Here is a 13,983-nt window from a genome sequence, read left to right as displayed (position 1 = left end):
TCAATCCCAGAGGATATAAATAAAAATGATATTTTTCTTTATTATAAGTAAATTCAAAAAAATCACTTCTTTGCTGTTCCATTACATTTAAAATAGTACCATGATATTTTTTATCAATATAAGGCCCATCAAATATAGTTTCATATTCTTTATTGGGCACGGCAGCATATTGAGAACGTAATAAAAATTTTCCTTCTGAACCAATAATATGGATATATCCATGTCCATTCATAACCATATTTCCACCAGCAATCTCTCTAAAAATATTCAGACGAGTGCTGGCAGCCAAAGCCCCAATTACTTTTCCGTTCCGCCAAATCGGAACTGAGTAAACATAAAGCCGCTCTTTTGAAAATTCACTAACAAAAAGACGCGATATAGTATCTTTGCCTAAAAAAGATTGTTTTACAGCTTCCTGAATATCATCATTACAACTAGCAAGTAAAAAGTTCGTATTCAGCCCTACACCAAAAGTATCCATTACACCTTTCCCTTCAGGATTAAAGAATGCAATATTTACAAAATCATTATCCTGAATATTGGCTCTTTTTATCCACTCTCCAATATTATTTAGCTCACCATGAGTTAAAGGGATAACCGAAGCCAACGTGTGTAGTATCTGGAAATCCTTGTTAAATTGTTTAAAAATTCGGTTTTTGTACTCTTGTGCTTCCAGCTTCATCTGTTCGTGAATGGTTTCGTGTGTAGAGCGTACAACATATAAAAGTGTAGTAATTCCAGTAGACAATAAGATGGTACCAATAATAAAAATACTTACTGACAATTGCCGAAGCCGATGCCTGAATCTCTCTTCATCCATCATTGGGTGCTCCAAGGTAGCTGAACTTTTTTGCTTCTTTGTAAATCTATTTTGTATAACCTGCTACTATTACACAATACGTTCATATGAAATAAAGTAGTGAGCAAGGTTTTTAACGTCAATATCTCTGCGGAAAGAAAACATTCCTTGATGCAATACTATGTTATTGTTTTCTTTATATTAATACGACTTTATCTTTTGCCTGCCTGTTAAAACCGGCTCCTACAAAAGGCCTCAAATTTGCGGGAACAATTTCTAGAGGCAGGTTCACAAGTCTATAGGCTAGGTTTCAGACTCATATCTGTTCGTAGCAGAATGGGGGTAGCCCTTATGACGCAAATATAGCAAAAAGGTGCCGGTCATCATCGCCAGTAATGACTATCGCCTTGCTAGGAAGTTTGTCATGCAAAGCCTTGGCTATCACCATAGTGTTCTCCGAACCAAACGCGTCCGTGACAGGCACGCTAATGCCCTTCGAGATATTTCCCTCAGTCTGTAACCTTTTGTGATTATAAGAGATGGGCTTTCCCTGCGCAAGTCATTCATGTACCTCGGCAATGACGAAGTATCCCTCTTGGCGTCCGTTCTTAGCAAGCCTTTTGGTTCCATATTCTTGAATGTACCGTATAATCCGTACTTTTCCATCAACTCAACATTTCATCAGTATTTTAAAAATGTTATTACTCTTAATTTGTGTCGGGACTCCCAGGCTGGGCGTAACTGGTAGCGGTACGCCGAGTGTACGGTGAATCACGCCTTCGGCTCTGTAGGAGACAGGAACTTGGAACGGAATGCGCGGTATCGGGAACTATAGGGGAAGATTGAAGGGAAGGAAGAAAAGGAGCAGCGCATACGAATGGAATAGGGCGAAGCATAGCATGAGGAAATAACAGAGAAAACGTGGGGCAGCATCTTACTTATCGGGCATTGCTCGGATAGGATATTCACATGGGAAAAGAACGAATGCCGCATGATTCGGCGTATAAGCAGTTTTCCAGCAATTCCGAAATGGTGGAATCATTGTTGAGGGATTTTGTGTCTGCCGATTTCATCGCCGACCTGGATTTTTCGACGCTTGAACGCTGTTCGGGCAGTTATGTGACGGACGACCTGCGGGAACGCCATGACGATATTGTCTGGCGTGTCGGCTGGAAAAAGGGTTTCTAGTGTTGTGTGGCGTTGCTTCTGGAGTTCTAGAGCACGCCCGACCACTGGATGGCCTTGAGAATGCTGTCCTATACGACCCTGCGTCTGCTTGATCTCGTTAAGATGGTAAATATACGTGAAAACGAGGGGTTGTATTTAGTGTTCCCCCATTGTTATATACAATGGAGGCAAGGCATGGAAAGCGTCTTAGGAAGTGGCGGCTTTGTTCGTTCCCATGCCGGAGAGTTTGAAGTATTATCGTCCCAACATCGGTATTTTTTGCTGGACGAAAGCTGTGTGCCGGGAGAAGAGCTGGATAAAAGCAAGGGCCTGGTCGCGCAGCTCCTGAGACTGGAGCGGGCGCAGGAGCCTGAACAGGTTCGGCGGGTAGTCAGGGAATTGATAGCCCGGCTTCATGGGCCTGAATACCTGTTTTTACGCCGGGCGTTTACAGTATGGTTAGGCCGTGTTTTTCTTAAACACTCTGGAATGACAGAAGAAATTCAAAAGTTTCAGGATTTGCGGGAGGTGGACGCCATGTTGGAAGAACGTGTAGCTCAGTGGAAAGATGAATATATTAGACAAGGTGTGATGATTGGGAAGGCAGAAGGGAGGGTGGAAGGTATTTCCATTGGGGAAACCAGAGGGCTTGGACTAGCCCTGCGGGATTTGCCGGAGGCCCGTTTTGGGACTCTTCCCCAATCCGTGACTTCTTACATTGCCAAATCATCTGATTCAAATGCCCTGCGGAAACTGACGCTTTCCGCATACCATGCGGGATCGTTGCAGGAGTTTATTGACCAGCTCAAAAAAAACGATACCAAGCTGATGTAATTGTATATCCAATAACATATGATGCCGCTTATACTTTTTATAGGCGGCATTTTTTTGCAATTCTCTACCTAGTCAGTAAATTAAAATACTTTGGGGGGTGCCCATAAAAGCCGTGAAATCCTGGAAAACAGAAATCACGGCTTTATGTTTTTAGAGGTGTGTTATTTAAAAGGTAATTTCAATTCAAAACAATCAGTTGTTGTCACGCGCTAACGCCGCCATCCACAACATAGTCTGAGCCTGTTACAAAACTTGCTTCGTCAGAAGCTAAAAAGGCAACTACAGAAGCGACTTCATCTGGAGTTCCATATCTGCCCATAGGGACAAGCTCTTGAATCATGTCCTTATGTTTTTGAGCCTCTGCTTCTGATAAATCCGTTTTATCGTAAATCGGAGTTTTGATGGGGCCAACTCCAACAGAGTTGGCCCTCACGCCGTCTTTTGCCCACTCTTTGGCCCATGTTCTCGTCAATGCGTGAACAGCGGCCTTGGATGCAGCATAAATAGACATATTGGTTACAGGTTTTGTAATCATGGTTGAGGAAATATTAACGATATTCCCCTTTGCTTGCTTCAACATTTGATAGCTGGAGACTGTTAAATCAACCAATGCTCTCACATTGATATGAAATGTTGAATCTAACTGATTCAGAGGAGCTTCAATAATTGGGCAAACAGGAGCCATTCCAGCGTTGTTGACCAACACATCAAGTTTTCCAAAAGTTTCTTTGATTTTAGAAACTACTTTTTTTACACTATCTTCCTTTGTGATGTCCGCCGTAATATATGTGATTTTTGAACTCATGCCAGCAGTTTCTTTGAGAGAACTTTCTGTCCTTCCCAAAATGAGCACATTTGCTCCTTCGTCAGCAAATCTTTTTGCAATGGCTTGGCCTATGCCGCTCCCTGCACCTGTTACCAGTACGGTTTTATTTTCAAATCTTTTTTGCATGTTTTTCCTTTATGAAATAAATGCAATGTCCTTGTTAAGTTGGGTCAGCCCAATCGGGCTAACCCGCAACTGGCTGGTTTTACCTTACGTTTTCTGCCCATTTTTTCAGTTCAGACACGGTAACCCCCGCAGGAAATCTTTTTCCTTCTTTCAGGATGGCACCGGGGCACGACGGTTTCAGATGGGCGTTGGTGTCTCCCATGCCGCTACTGCCGGAGGTGGCGAAAGGAATAATGGTTTTGCCGGTCAAATCATACTGCTCCAGAAACGTATTGATGATAGTAGGCGCGACATACCACCAGATGGGGAAGCCGAGAAAAATGGTCGTGTAAGCGTCCATGTTTTCCACCTTGCCCTTGATGGCGGGGCGAGAAGCCTTGTCCTTCATCTCCAGGCTGCTTCGGCTGCGGCTGTCATGCCAGTTCAAGTCCGCGTCCGTATATGCCTGGCAGGGGATGATTTCGTGGAGTTTTCCTCCGATAGCCTGGGCCAGTTCCCTGGCAACCTTGGCCGTCACGCCGCTGGCGGAAAAATAGGCAATCAATATATTGTTCATCTTTTTTCTCCCGAATTACAGATAGCTGACGGTTTCGGACAATTCCTTGCGTTTATTATGGGTGGGGAGAGGAGTGGTGCCGGGGGCCGCATAACCCAAATCCAGCATCATCAAAACTTCTTCGTTTTCAGGCAGGCCCAATTCCCTGGCCATATCTTCCGGGTTGAAAAAGTTGATCCAGCAGCTGTCAACGCCTTCATTGGCTGCGGCCAGCATCATGTGGGTAGCCACAATGGAGGCATCCTCCACACCGGAATTCCGTTTTCCGCCGGGATAGGTAAAGACATTCCCTGCGTCAAAAGCCACCACAATAACGGTCGGCGCACCATACCGGCAGGGGGTAACCTTGTCGATTTTGGCAAGACCGGCTTCAGACTGGACAACATAAATCCGTTGTTCCTGAAGGTTCTTGGCAGTCGGGGCCATACGGCCCGCTTCCAAAATGGCGTTCAGTTGTGCCGTTCCCACCTGGCGTCCATCAAACTTTTTGCAAGAGTAACGATTTTTGATGACTTCAGAAAAATCCATGTCTTTCCTCCTGATATTGCTTGCCGGAAGTGTAAAAGGATTGTTTTTAAAACTCGAATTGGGCACTTGCAAATGAAGAGCGGTCAAAGTACATATCCCCTGTTTTGTTAATATAGTCCATATGGTAGGGATGTGCCATATAAACGTCGAAATCCTCTTTGGAGGCGAAGTCAACTGTCATAACGATTTGGTTTTTTGAACCGACCCATCCTGTGCTGAATCCTATTCGCAACTCGACGATTCCAGGAATTTTTTCTTTCATCGCCTGCATGTCTGCAAGTTCTTTTTGTTTGGTTTCGTTATCAATACCCTCTTTGAAGGTTCCCATGAAAATATGCCGAATCATCCGCATCACCTCTTAGACTGTGCAGTTTGGCTTACATATTATGCCAATGAGTGTCCCAGCGTATAGGCTTCATGGGCATACGGGCTTTCCTGAATCAGTGCGGGGGTTCCACACCCTTTAGCCATAATTGTTCCCATATCCTGAAGGCCGAGGTATTTTGCCAACCCTGCATAGAGAGCTTGCAAATAAGACATGACTTCATCATCTGTCCTCCATGCGGTCGCAAGCAGCAGGCTCTTCTTTCCGGACAGTTTTTTATAAAAGCAATGAAGCCTGTCTATGACCAGCTTCAACTGTGCCGACATTTCATAGAAATAAACGGGGGTTACATAGACGACCATGTCGGCGTCGGCAAGAGCCTCTTCGATTTTCCCTATATCGTCGGGCACTATGCAATGCCCTGAATTTTTTCCGCGATCACACCCAAGACAGGGGGCAATGTTCATTCCCGCCACATCAAGCTGGCAGATCGAATGTCCGGCTTCTTCAGCGCCTTTGGTGAAAAAGCCAGCTAATGTATTTGACGCGCCGTCTTTATGCGGGCTTGATTTCAGGATAACGATCTTCATACGGTATGTCCCGTCAATCATGGACTTTATATTTTTCCAGCAACATTTCTCCGACGCCGGGAGCTTCAGGGTCGTGAACGCCTTTGCCCTTATCCAGTCCGCGCATCTGCTCCATTTCCTCTTCGGTCAATGCAAAATCAAAAATGTCGATATTTCCGGCGATTCTGGAAGGGGTGGTGGATTTCGGCAGAATGACGACTCCTTCCTGCATTTCAAAGCGCAGGATAATCTGCCCGGCGTTCTTGTGATATTTTTCCGCCAGGGATGTGACGAGTGGATGGGCAAGCAGTCTTTCATCACCATGGCCAAGAGGATACCATGCTTCCAGAGTGACATTATCTTCGGCAAGAAGGGCGCGTAATTCCCTTTGCTGAAAGAAAGGATTGTACTCCACCTGGTTGATGGAAGGCTTGGTCGCGAATTGCGGGACAAATTTTTTCCAGAGGTTGGGTGTCATGTTGCTGACGCCTATGGATTTCAGTTTTCCCTCCTTTTGGGCTTCTTCCAGCGCCTTCCATGCGCCCGGCACATCTCCGTAGGGTTGATGAAGCAGATACAGGTCGATAAAGTCCAAGTTCAGTTTTTTGAGGGAAGCATCAATTCCCCGTCTGGCGGCTTCATAGCCGTAATCCTGAAGCCAGAGCTTGCTGGTCACAAAAATTTCTTCCCTGGGGATGCCGCTATCCTGGATGGCCCTGCCTACTTCGGCTTCGTTAAAATAGGCGGCAGCCGTATCAATATGGCGATAGCCGACTCGCAACGCTTCTTTGACCGCATTATAGGTAGAACCATCATTGGGAATCATATAGACGCCAAAACCAATGGCAGGAATGGCGTTGCCGTCATTCAGCAAGATGTTCTTCATCGTTGAATGCTCCTGTATAGTATGTTTTTGCCAGCGTGTTGCAGAAAAATCATGCGTAGGAAAAGGGTTATTGAGCTTTTTCCCACTGTCCGAACACGTCGAGATCAATTCCATCAAGCAGCATGTCAATCCTGTTGATGTCGTCATGGCTCAGAGAAATGTCGGCTGCCCCGGCATTTTCCGTAATGCGCACGCTTTTGGATGTTCCGGGAATGGGTACAATCCACGGCTTTTTACAGAGCATCCATGCAAGGGATATTTGTGCCGGCGTGGCATTTTTTTCCTGTGCCATGACATGAATGCCGTCGAGCAGCGCCCTGCTTTTTTCCATGTTGTCTTTGGTGTATTGCGGCATGCGGCTGCGAAAATCCAAGTCCCTGTCATATTGCTCGGTTCCTGTCTGCACGGCCGATAAAAAGCCGTTTGCCAAAGGAGAGTACGCCACCAGGCCGATATTGCGTTCCTCCAGCAGCGGGAACATGGCCTCATGCCAGCGGGCCATCATGGAGTAGCGCATTTGTACCGCCGCCACCTTGCATTCGGCATCCGCCCGTCGGATGTACTCCGACGACGCATTGGAAATTCCCCAATACCGTATTTTCCCTTCCCGGATAAAAGTATTCATGGTTTGAGCCACAGCCTCCGGTTCCACGGCAGGGTCTTGTTTGTGCTGGTAGTAGAGGTCGATGGTTTCCACTCCCATCCGTTTCAGGCTGTTTTCCAGCGAGCGGCGAAGAGAGGCAGGGGAGGCGTCAGGGATAGTCTGGTGATCATTTCCCCAACGGATACCGCCTTTGGTTGCTATGACGACGTTATTTCGGATGGGCCGGAGGGCTTCCCCTACCAGCTCTTCATTGACGGCGGGGGAGCCGTCCGCATACTGCCCCACATAGACTTCCGCCGTATCAAAAAAAGTATATCCTTTTTCAAAGGCTTCATGGATGCGCCGAATGGCAGTGTCCTTTTCCAGCGCCACGCCGTATGCATGGGAAAGCCCCATGCAGCCGAAGCCTATTGAGGAAACAGTCAGTTCATTTCCCAGTTTGCGAGCTTTCATTACAATTCTCCTTTTTCAAACTACGAATATGCACGATACACGCGGGGTTATGCTTTCAGCCACTGTGCCAAAGAGTGCAACTGTTCAAGATACGCGCCTTTCTCCAAAATCTGCCCGGGCGCGGGGATTCCATCGAACACCAGGGCTTTCGTTTCCTCGGCCCCTATTTGGGAAAACCCCTTTACCGTCCATGCGGCATAATTTTCGATGACATCTTTGGGACTCCCCCAGCAGGAACAGACAAGCGCCGCTTTTTTGCCATATTTGGAAGTATTGCTCAGGGCTTTCTTTCCCACATGGAAGAACGGATAAAAGCGTTCAATAAACAGTTTGGCCTGGGAGCTTATCTGGTGGTTGTAAATGGGCGTGGCAAGCGCAAGGGCGTCACAGGCGTCAATAAGAGGAAGAAGCGGGGTGATGTCGTCATCTTGTACGCATATCTGCGATTCCCTGCCTTGACAGGCCGCACATGCCTTGCAGGGGAAACAGCGCTTTTCCCTCATGGTGAAGACCGTCACGTCACAGTCCGTCAGATCGGAAGCCAGGGTAGAGGTAACGATGTCCGAATTCCCTCCCCTGCGGGGGCTTGCACAGACAAGCAGGATTTTTTTCATGTTCTTGCCCCTCAATCATGAACCTTATGTTTATTCAAAAACTGTACCGTCTCTACATTCAGATGATCGATGATTTCCGTTTTCCCGGTATCAAGAGTTTTCAGTTTTTCCATGTCAGTTTCATCCAACTCAAAATCCCAGATGCTCATATTTTCAAGCATCCTGTTTTGGTGAACAGTTTTGGGGATGACGATGACATTTCTTTGAATGGAAAAGCGGAGAGCGACTTGTGCCACTGTTTTATGGTGTTTATCCGCGATGCTCTTCAACGTCATATTGTTCCATATGTCATGGCCTCCTTCGGCCAATGGAGCCCATGCCATGACAGCAACGCCAAGTTTATTCATGACCTCAATATCATACTGACGTTGATAAAATGGGTGGCACTCAATCTGATTGACGGTGGGAGCCGTTTCAAAATTTGCACAAAGGTCAGCCAGGCGATCCGCATAGAAATTGGAAACACCGATAGATTTTATGATGCCACTATGGAAATATTCCTGTAATGCCCGCCATGAACCATAATAATCAGATAGCTGTTGATGCAGCAACATCAAATCAATATATTCCACATCAAGATTTTGCAGTGCTGTTTCTACCGCTCTTTTGGTTTTTTCGTAGCCGAAGTCCTGCACCCAAATTTTTGATGTGATAAAAATTTCTTCACGGGGAATGCCGCTCTTTTTTATAGCGGTGCCGACAGCTTCTTCATTATGGTATGCCGCAGCGGTATCAATCAGCCGATACCCAAGAGCCAATGCTTCAGAAACGACCTGTTCGCAGAGGGACACGTTTTCTATTTGAAAAACTCCTAATCCGAGCTGCGGTATTTTCATGCCGTTGTTCAGTATAATCTTATTCATAAGACTCCCTTGGTTTTGCGCCTGTTTTGGTGAAAGCAGCTTTTTGCATATTCCCCCGTGCGTTGATAGAAATGTTTCATTCGGTTTTTCATGTTCGCGGCACGGGGCCGAGGTAAACTCGGACTGTCCTGTTTCGGGAAGAGGGAGGATGCGTCAGAGATTAGCCATGCTCCGTCAAAGGGGGTAGATATATTCCTCCATACTTTCTGCCTAATCCTCTACGCTAGATGACTTAAACGACTATTTGTGGCATGAAAGAAGGGCCGGACAGGGAGCGGTAATGTTGTTGGTTTTTCTACCGGTAACGCTCAAAATATATTGATAAGAAAGGTTTTTTTATGGCTGAAACGTCGCGTGTGGATATGAAGAAAAGCTGGGAATTACTGACCTCTGCCATATTTCGCAGCACAGTATCCGGGCAGGGAACAACGGACGCAGCTGTCAGGGGATTGGCTTTCCATCGTTATGCCAGCGCGGGTACTCCCATGCCGCGTTTTTTGAAACCGGTCATTATCGTGGTCGCGCAGGGAAGAAAGCTGGTGCGCATTGGTAAAAATGAATATAACTATGGAGAAAATATCTGTTTTGTGACCGGAGTAAATATGCCTGTCGCAAGCTGTGTCATGGAGGCAAGTGAAGAGAAACCTTACTTGGCAATGTCTCTTTATCTGGATACGGAACTGCTGTCCGCATTAGCTGTCAAAACTCCCTCCTCTTCCGGCTACGCAAATGACATCTCTTGCGGTGCAATGATACAGGAGATGGAACCAGACTTGGTAGACGCTTTTCTGCGGTTGGCGGAACTATCGAATAAGTATGATGATATTCCAGTTATGGGGGATATTCTTCTTCGAGAAATTCATTATCGTTTACTTAGAAGTCCAATCGGCAATCTCCTCCGCACATTCAACACTCTTGGCTCACAAGGGAATCAAGTCACCAAGGCCATAAATTGGCTCCAGAAAAATTACAAAACACCTCTGCGCATAGAAGAGCTTGCCGAGCGTTCCAATATGGCCCCCTCAACATTTCATAAATATTTCAAGAGCGTTACTACTCTTAGCCCGCTGCAATATCAAAAACGTCTTCGCCTTGACGAAGCTCAGCGTCTTATGATGTCTGGGCAATGTGATGTTACTCAGGCTGCTTTCAGTGTAGGATATGAAAGTGTAACTCAATTTATTAGGGAGTATAAAAGGTTGTTTGGTAATCCACCAAGGCGAAATATAATTTATTTAAAAAATACGAACCAACCGAATAAACTGAGTGCGATATAAATATTATGATAGTTTTATACTTGTTACTTAAATATAAAATTGAGGCTAGTTTGCCTTGATTTGCTTTTCTTAGTTGGTTCTGCTTCTTTACAGAAATTATTGATTTGTTCCTGCGTGGGGTTGATGTTGGCAATATCAATATCTCCCGCCGTACCAAAGGCATACCAGACCACCCTGCGTCAGTAGTCTATCCTTTCGTCACGGTTTTGTCTGTGGGGGCGGGTGGGGGGCTATACAGCTCGTTGGCTACCTCCTGCGGTGTGTATTCGGCACAGCGCATGTAGAGGGCAATAGCGGCTTCCAGCCTGATTCGTCCATCTTTTCAGGAAAACGTTTTTTGACCATTTCCCGATAGGCGGCATAGGGGGAGGGCAGAGTGCCGTTTTGGAGGAACTCGAATTCCTGACCTTCGCGCCGGGAGCGATCCGTTTGCGGAAACGTCAGAGATTGGCGTGATACGCATCACGCCTGCCCAGCGGGAGTCGTTGCTTCTGTTCTGGCTGAACCTGCTTGTCCCACAACGCCGTTTTTTCCTCCCTCTCTTGCTCCTTCAAAAAATGCCGGGCGATATTCAGCACCGATAATCCATGCTGGACAAGACGTGCTGTAGCCGCCTCCCGGCGATCTTGCTGCCGTCGTTTCAGCTCTTCCTGTTCTTCCTCCCGCTTCTTTCTGGCTTGGCGTTTTTCTTCCGCCTCTCTCTGCCTCTCCTGCTGGTACTCCAACCATTCCTCCTGGCAAACGTGACTGATCAGCTCCGGAGCTGGCCTATGGAATGTCCGTTCGGAATAGTAGCCGGGCTTGAACTCTCCAAGCCGTTTGGAGAGCCTGGACAGGGAAAACTCCTGTCCACGCTGGATGCCTTGACCGCCGTATCTTCCACGAAAATGACAGCGCCGGAGCCTTTGCGCACGAAACGCAGCCCCACCGTATCTAGCCCGGCATGAAGTTCTTCCCAACATGAGGCATTCTGAATGACGGCATGGGCACGCTCCTGCACAATGCGCATGGCCGATTTTTCTCCGGTGGCGTTTTCAAAGTCTTCCGCTTTGGGCTTGGGCTTCATCTGCTCCCGCCGTTGGAGATTCTTGACCACATGGCCCTGTTCATTGACGCGATAGCGGGCGTTCATCTGTGATGCCCATCCCTGCCGGTGTTCGATTTCCGCCACTATTTTATGTGCTTCATTAATGTCGAATCCTCTGTGCGGCTGAATGACTTTCTGTGTGTAGGGATGCGTCCGATTCACGGCGATATGCAAATGATAGTTGCCCGTGTTTTTATGCAGGGCATAAACTGTCTGGTGTTCGGCAAGGCCCATTCCCCGGAGAAAGAGACTGACCGCTTCGTCTACCTGTTCACTGGTCGGCTGTTCGTTTTCCTGCCATGACAAAATCCAGTGTGTGACCGGCATCCTGCTCTGGATGGACTCCTCGGCAAGGGAAATCATCTCCTTTTTCTGAGCGGCGACGGTCGTTGTCAGAAAATTCCTGCTCCCGGCATAGGCGAGCTTGTCCTTGCCCCTGTCGTCGTGTTCGGCAAGGATGTATAGTCCACCAGACCGCCAATCATGGTGGCTTTGGACTTTTTGAAGCTGGTGCGCTTGAGCTTTTTGACAATCATCGTCTTTCGCTCAGTACTTTGATGGCGTACCGGATTTCCCGTAATGCGGCGTCCAGTTCCGAAAGAGTGGCGGGATTTCCTGTCCGCTTTACCGCCTTGAAATGATACTTGAGCAGCCCCCCAAGCCGCCGCAGTTCCCGGATGGTCTGGTCGTCCGTTCTGGCGATGATGGGCCTGCCGCCGAAGAACAGTCGCCGCATGTACTCGGAAACGGAGATTCCGGCGGTGGCGGCCTGTTGTGTCATTCTTTCATCTTCTTCGGCGGTAAGCCTGAGCGTCCGCCGCCTTTGAAATCTGTTTGTCGTCTTCTGTTTTTCCATCTGTCTTTCCTGCCTTTTTGAGAGCGTGAGAAGCGCAGCGCCGAACGCTCTGAGGGTGTCCAGAGGCGAAGCCTTTGGCAGGATGTTAGCTGGCGTCAGACAGCTACCATTCTGTAAAGAAGAACTTCCGGCGGTTTTGAGGACTGCCTTTCATTGCCTCTGGGGAAGCATTGCCCGTGCGATGCTTCCGCACCGCTGTGGAGCGGTTGAAGCGATGCTTGTGGCTTATGGCCTGCCCAAGCGAAACCACGGCGAAGGCGACACCCACCAGGTAGGCCAGCCGGACAAGCACGGGCCACCATTGCTGCAAATGCGGGATGACGTTGGCGACGTAGTTGTCCATGCCGTCACCTGCCCTTGACGTTCAGAACGAGAACGCCCACGGGAGTGCCGCTTTCCAGTCGGACGGTGGGAGGTCTGTCGAAATTTTTTTCAAAGATTTTTCCGGCCTTTTCGCCCACCTTTCCGGCGGCTATCCATGCCTGGTCTTCCACGCTGTAGGTATTCCAGACCATCTGGTCGGTCACGTCATTGCCGTAGCCGTAGATGGTGCTTTGGGAGCCGCTATAGCGTTTGGCCGTGCCCAGACCTTCCAGGAACGCGGACGCGACAAGCCCGCCCCATCGTGAGAAAAAATGGGTATTCACGGAGCTGGCTACCGAGGCTTCCGAGGTGGACGGAGCAACGGCATAGGCTTCAAGCTGGACGGTTTCGCCGGTAGGCAGTACGGCCCGGTTGAAAGCCAGAACAAGGCGTTCCTCGTGGCGCTGGAACGTGCCCATCAGACGAGTGTTGCGGTAGGCGCCGGACGTGACCGTAGCCAACACAGCGGACGGCACATCCGAGTTCACTCCCACATCTACGATGGCATAAAGCAGATCGCCCGGCTTGAGCGTCACGGAGGGAGGAGACGTGTTCCCTGACCGTGCTGTCTCTGACGTTGCCGCAACGGGTGCGGCAATCGGAGTAGTTTCATCCGAAAAATCGTGCAGATAGACAATTTTGCCTTCGCCCACGGCAACGGAGGACAGTTTCGTATCCAATGCCGTCGTCAGGTCATCCATCATGCGTTTCAGCATGGTATTGTCCGTGCGCGGCGTCTGGACGGGCACGGTTCGCACCGGCGCGACCGGCGGCGGGGCCCGGGGGCGTGTCTTCCTTCTTTCCCACCACGAGCTTTCTTTGTCCCACAGGCGTGGGAACAAAACTTTCTCCCGCCTTGAGAGCTTCATTGGCCTGTCGCGTATCGTGTTCCTTTAGTTTCTGATTGTATTCCTCCGAGCCTTCGCCTCCCGCCTTGCCGCTGATGGCGTCTGTCCTCGCTGTGGCCAGTCTGGCCGTGGCGGACGGTTTCTCTGAACTGAACAGGAAGAAGGACGCAAGGACTATGGAGACGGAGAGAACAGTCCCCAGAAGACTGAACAGGATGAGACGGCGCTTTTTTTCCGTGCTTGTCATATCGCTCATAGCGTGCCCTCATTGGGAAACTTGCAGGCGAATCTTCTGAATTTGCCCGTTTCTGGAAAGCATCAACCGCGACGTAACCGGCACCTCATAACATTTGGTGTTGCCCGCTCCGTTGACCACAGCTGTCCAGGCTGGCCACATCAAGG

At 48.5% G+C, this 13,983-nt stretch carries 20 protein-coding genes; 3 read left to right on the top strand and 17 right to left on the bottom strand.

Annotated features, from left to right (window positions below; genetic code table 11):
- Positions 1–823: cache domain-containing protein (locus ACZM8Y_RS15960; RefSeq protein ID WP_489501886.1), on the bottom strand; the 823-nt coding region annotated here is incomplete at its 3' end.
- 945 nt (positions 824–1,768) lie between these two features.
- Between ACZM8Y_RS15960 and ACZM8Y_RS15955 the strand changes: the two genes are divergently transcribed.
- Together ACZM8Y_RS15955 and ACZM8Y_RS15950 are read left to right on the top strand one after the other, a co-directional pair.
- Positions 1,769–1,987, top strand: a complete 219-nt coding sequence (locus ACZM8Y_RS15955) for an Rpn family recombination-promoting nuclease/putative transposase (RefSeq protein ID WP_482333797.1) — start codon at positions 1,769–1,771, stop codon at positions 1,985–1,987.
- 174 nt (positions 1,988–2,161) lie between these two features.
- Positions 2,162–2,800 (top strand): hypothetical protein, encoded by a 639-nt coding sequence (locus ACZM8Y_RS15950; protein ID WP_482333795.1) that lies wholly within the window; start codon positions 2,162–2,164, stop codon positions 2,798–2,800.
- A 202-nt stretch (positions 2,801–3,002) separates the two neighbouring features.
- On the opposite strand, the gene ACZM8Y_RS15945 is transcribed toward ACZM8Y_RS15950, so the two are convergent.
- The 9 genes from ACZM8Y_RS15945 to ACZM8Y_RS15905 all read right to left on the bottom strand — a co-directional run bounded on the left by ACZM8Y_RS15945 (position 3,003) and on the right by ACZM8Y_RS15905 (position 9,150).
- The gene (locus ACZM8Y_RS15945) at positions 3,003–3,752 is read right to left on the bottom strand and encodes an SDR family NAD(P)-dependent oxidoreductase (RefSeq protein WP_482333793.1); all 750 of its coding nucleotides are present in this window, start codon (positions 3,750–3,752) and stop codon (positions 3,003–3,005) included.
- 79 nt (positions 3,753–3,831) lie between these two features.
- Positions 3,832–4,308 carry a flavodoxin gene (locus tag ACZM8Y_RS15940; protein WP_482333791.1) on the bottom strand — a complete coding sequence of 159 codons (477 nt, stop codon included), beginning with the start codon at positions 4,306–4,308 and terminating at the stop codon, positions 3,832–3,834.
- A 15-nt stretch (positions 4,309–4,323) separates the two neighbouring features.
- Entirely contained in the window at positions 4,324–4,836 is a 513-nt protein-coding gene (locus tag ACZM8Y_RS15935) for a nitroreductase family protein (protein ID WP_482333789.1), read from the bottom strand.
- Positions 4,837–4,882: 46 nt separating this feature from the next.
- On the bottom strand, positions 4,883–5,182 hold the full coding sequence (locus tag ACZM8Y_RS15930) for a Dabb family protein (protein ID WP_482333787.1): 300 nt from the start codon (positions 5,180–5,182) through the stop codon (positions 4,883–4,885).
- Between the two features lie 38 nt (positions 5,183–5,220).
- Complete coding sequence (locus ACZM8Y_RS15925) at positions 5,221–5,751, bottom strand: flavodoxin family protein (RefSeq protein WP_482333785.1); 531 nt, start codon at positions 5,749–5,751, stop codon at positions 5,221–5,223.
- Between the two features lie 13 nt (positions 5,752–5,764).
- Positions 5,765–6,616 (bottom strand): aldo/keto reductase, encoded by an 852-nt coding sequence (locus ACZM8Y_RS15920; RefSeq protein ID WP_482333783.1) that lies wholly within the window; start codon positions 6,614–6,616, stop codon positions 5,765–5,767.
- Positions 6,617–6,683: 67 nt separating this feature from the next.
- Positions 6,684–7,673, bottom strand: a complete 990-nt coding sequence (locus ACZM8Y_RS15915; protein WP_482333781.1) for an aldo/keto reductase — start codon at positions 7,671–7,673, stop codon at positions 6,684–6,686.
- A gap of 47 nt (positions 7,674–7,720) precedes the next feature.
- Positions 7,721–8,287, bottom strand: a complete 567-nt coding sequence (locus tag ACZM8Y_RS15910; RefSeq protein WP_482333779.1) for a flavodoxin family protein — start codon at positions 8,285–8,287, stop codon at positions 7,721–7,723.
- Between the two features lie 11 nt (positions 8,288–8,298).
- Positions 8,299–9,150 carry an aldo/keto reductase gene (locus ACZM8Y_RS15905; RefSeq protein ID WP_482333777.1) on the bottom strand — a complete coding sequence of 284 codons (852 nt, stop codon included), beginning with the start codon at positions 9,148–9,150 and terminating at the stop codon, positions 8,299–8,301.
- Between the two features lie 338 nt (positions 9,151–9,488).
- On the opposite strand from ACZM8Y_RS15905, the gene ACZM8Y_RS15900 reads away from it, so the two are divergent.
- Positions 9,489–10,427, top strand: coding sequence for an AraC family transcriptional regulator (locus ACZM8Y_RS15900; protein WP_482333775.1), 939 nt, complete (start codon positions 9,489–9,491; stop codon positions 10,425–10,427).
- 440 nt (positions 10,428–10,867) lie between these two features.
- Here the strand turns inward: ACZM8Y_RS15900 and ACZM8Y_RS15895 are convergent, their stop codons facing one another.
- From ACZM8Y_RS15895 to ACZM8Y_RS15865, 7 genes are all read right to left on the bottom strand, one after another.
- Positions 10,868–11,152 carry a hypothetical protein gene (locus ACZM8Y_RS15895; protein ID WP_482333773.1) on the bottom strand — a complete coding sequence of 95 codons (285 nt, stop codon included), beginning with the start codon at positions 11,150–11,152 and terminating at the stop codon, positions 10,868–10,870.
- Between the two features lie 26 nt (positions 11,153–11,178).
- Positions 11,179–11,973 carry a relaxase/mobilization nuclease domain-containing protein gene (locus ACZM8Y_RS15890; protein ID WP_482333802.1) on the bottom strand — a complete coding sequence of 265 codons (795 nt, stop codon included), beginning with the start codon at positions 11,971–11,973 and terminating at the stop codon, positions 11,179–11,181.
- Positions 11,907–12,050 carry a hypothetical protein gene (locus ACZM8Y_RS15885; protein ID WP_302554408.1) on the bottom strand — a complete coding sequence of 48 codons (144 nt, stop codon included), beginning with the start codon at positions 12,048–12,050 and terminating at the stop codon, positions 11,907–11,909. The genes ACZM8Y_RS15890 and ACZM8Y_RS15885 overlap by 67 nt, the downstream gene beginning before the upstream one ends.
- Positions 12,047–12,370: a plasmid mobilization protein gene (locus ACZM8Y_RS15880; RefSeq protein ID WP_302554410.1), complete on the bottom strand. Its 324-nt coding sequence runs from the start codon at positions 12,368–12,370 to the stop codon at positions 12,047–12,049. Before ACZM8Y_RS15880 ends, ACZM8Y_RS15885 begins: the two co-directional genes overlap by 4 nt.
- Before the next feature lie 103 nt (positions 12,371–12,473).
- Positions 12,474–12,713 (bottom strand): hypothetical protein, encoded by a 240-nt coding sequence (locus tag ACZM8Y_RS15875; RefSeq protein WP_302554411.1) that lies wholly within the window; start codon positions 12,711–12,713, stop codon positions 12,474–12,476.
- A gap of 4 nt (positions 12,714–12,717) precedes the next feature.
- Positions 12,718–13,449 carry a DotG/IcmE/VirB10 family type IV secretion system protein gene (locus ACZM8Y_RS15870; RefSeq protein WP_482333770.1) on the bottom strand — a complete coding sequence of 244 codons (732 nt, stop codon included), beginning with the start codon at positions 13,447–13,449 and terminating at the stop codon, positions 12,718–12,720.
- The gene (locus ACZM8Y_RS15865; protein WP_482333768.1) at positions 13,427–13,837 is read right to left on the bottom strand and encodes a hypothetical protein; all 411 of its coding nucleotides are present in this window, start codon (positions 13,835–13,837) and stop codon (positions 13,427–13,429) included. The genes ACZM8Y_RS15870 and ACZM8Y_RS15865 overlap by 23 nt, the downstream gene beginning before the upstream one ends.
- Between the last annotated feature and the right edge of the window lie 146 nt (positions 13,838–13,983).

This window comes from Bilophila sp., from assembly GCF_057864385.1.
The sequence above is the reverse complement of the archived record's forward strand: the minus strand, read 5'-3'. Positions and strand labels throughout refer to the sequence as shown.

Excerpts from the sequence above, each read along its gene's own strand:
- ACZM8Y_RS15955 (WP_482333797.1), top strand. The coding sequence starts at position 1,769 with ATGGGAAAAGAACGAATGCCGCATGATTCGGCGTATAAGCAGTTTTCC.
- ACZM8Y_RS15950 (WP_482333795.1), top strand. The coding sequence starts at position 2,162 with ATGGAAAGCGTCTTAGGAAGTGGCGGCTTTGTTCGTTCCCATGCCGGA.
- ACZM8Y_RS15945 (WP_482333793.1), bottom strand. The coding sequence starts at position 3,752 with ATGCAAAAAAGATTTGAAAATAAAACCGTACTGGTAACAGGTGCAGGG.
- ACZM8Y_RS15940 (WP_482333791.1), bottom strand. The coding sequence starts at position 4,308 with ATGAACAATATATTGATTGCCTATTTTTCCGCCAGCGGCGTGACGGCC.
- ACZM8Y_RS15935 (WP_482333789.1), bottom strand. The coding sequence starts at position 4,836 with ATGGATTTTTCTGAAGTCATCAAAAATCGTTACTCTTGCAAAAAGTTT.
- ACZM8Y_RS15930 (WP_482333787.1), bottom strand. The coding sequence starts at position 5,182 with ATGATTCGGCATATTTTCATGGGAACCTTCAAAGAGGGTATTGATAAC.
- ACZM8Y_RS15925 (WP_482333785.1), bottom strand. The coding sequence starts at position 5,751 with ATGAAGATCGTTATCCTGAAATCAAGCCCGCATAAAGACGGCGCGTCA.
- ACZM8Y_RS15920 (WP_482333783.1), bottom strand. The coding sequence starts at position 6,616 with ATGAAGAACATCTTGCTGAATGACGGCAACGCCATTCCTGCCATTGGT.
- ACZM8Y_RS15915 (WP_482333781.1), bottom strand. The coding sequence starts at position 7,673 with ATGAAAGCTCGCAAACTGGGAAATGAACTGACTGTTTCCTCAATAGGC.
- ACZM8Y_RS15910 (WP_482333779.1), bottom strand. The coding sequence starts at position 8,287 with ATGAAAAAAATCCTGCTTGTCTGTGCAAGCCCCCGCAGGGGAGGGAAT.
- ACZM8Y_RS15905 (WP_482333777.1), bottom strand. The coding sequence starts at position 9,150 with ATGAATAAGATTATACTGAACAACGGCATGAAAATACCGCAGCTCGGA.
- ACZM8Y_RS15900 (WP_482333775.1), top strand. The coding sequence starts at position 9,489 with ATGGCTGAAACGTCGCGTGTGGATATGAAGAAAAGCTGGGAATTACTG.
- ACZM8Y_RS15885 (WP_302554408.1), bottom strand. The coding sequence starts at position 12,050 with ATGATTGTCAAAAAGCTCAAGCGCACCAGCTTCAAAAAGTCCAAAGCC.
- ACZM8Y_RS15880 (WP_302554410.1), bottom strand. The coding sequence starts at position 12,370 with ATGGAAAAACAGAAGACGACAAACAGATTTCAAAGGCGGCGGACGCTC.
- ACZM8Y_RS15875 (WP_302554411.1), bottom strand. The coding sequence starts at position 12,713 with ATGGACAACTACGTCGCCAACGTCATCCCGCATTTGCAGCAATGGTGG.
- ACZM8Y_RS15870 (WP_482333770.1), bottom strand. The coding sequence starts at position 13,449 with ATGCTGAAACGCATGATGGATGACCTGACGACGGCATTGGATACGAAA.
- ACZM8Y_RS15865 (WP_482333768.1), bottom strand. The coding sequence starts at position 13,837 with ATGAGCGATATGACAAGCACGGAAAAAAAGCGCCGTCTCATCCTGTTC.